At 71.4% G+C, this 669-nt stretch carries 1 pseudogene; it reads right to left on the reverse strand.

The features are described 5' to 3' along the window. Positions 1-426: 426 nt before the first annotated feature. A pseudogene (locus tag ACIKT0_RS19590) lies at positions 427-669 on the reverse strand (CmpA/NrtA family ABC transporter substrate-binding protein); the annotation flags it as partial.

Genomic DNA, 669 nt, shown 5'->3' on the forward strand with positions numbered 1-669 from the left:
GTCCGTGCTGCGCGCCGGCGCGCAGCACGGACCGGCGGCTGGCGCCGGTCGTCAGAAGGGTCTTCACGCGGTCGGTCATCGTGGTCGGCTCCGTGAAGGCGCGCGCGCGCCGGCTCTGGCGGATCGCCCCGAAGGGCGGAAAAACGAAAAAAGCCGCTGACGAGATGCGCTGTGGCGCAGTCGTTCAGCGGCGTCGCTGGCGGCCCATCGTTGGGCGGAGAGGTCCAAGGCGTCAGCGGCGACGCGAACCTGCGTGACTACTCATTCAAGCGGCGTGCCAACCGGCCGACCGGGAGCGAGGACGAGGGTCAGAGGCGTTTGGCGACGCAAAGCAAATCAGCGACGGCATCGCGGCCGCCTCTCAGCGCAGCACGCTCCGGCAATCGGTGCGCGAAAATTGTGCGATGCACCCGAACGGGCGCCGGGTCAGCCGGTGAACAGGCCCAGCGGATCGGAAACCTCGGGCGCGGCCGAGGCACCCATGGCGGCGTCATAGAGGTCAGGGCGGTAGACGGCTTCCGCGTCGCTCACCTGCCCCTCGGGCGCCTGCCCCCAGCGGGTCATCTCGCCGTAGAGCCAGCGCGCATGGCGCAGGTCGGGCCGCATGGCGCCGCCGCGCGCGAAGACGAGGTAGTCCGGCTCCTCCCGCTCCGCCCCGCCCGGGCCCGT

Source organism: Hansschlegelia beijingensis (genome assembly GCF_045505405.1).
GTDB lineage: Bacteria > Pseudomonadota > Alphaproteobacteria > Rhizobiales > Methylopilaceae > Methylopila > Methylopila beijingensis_A.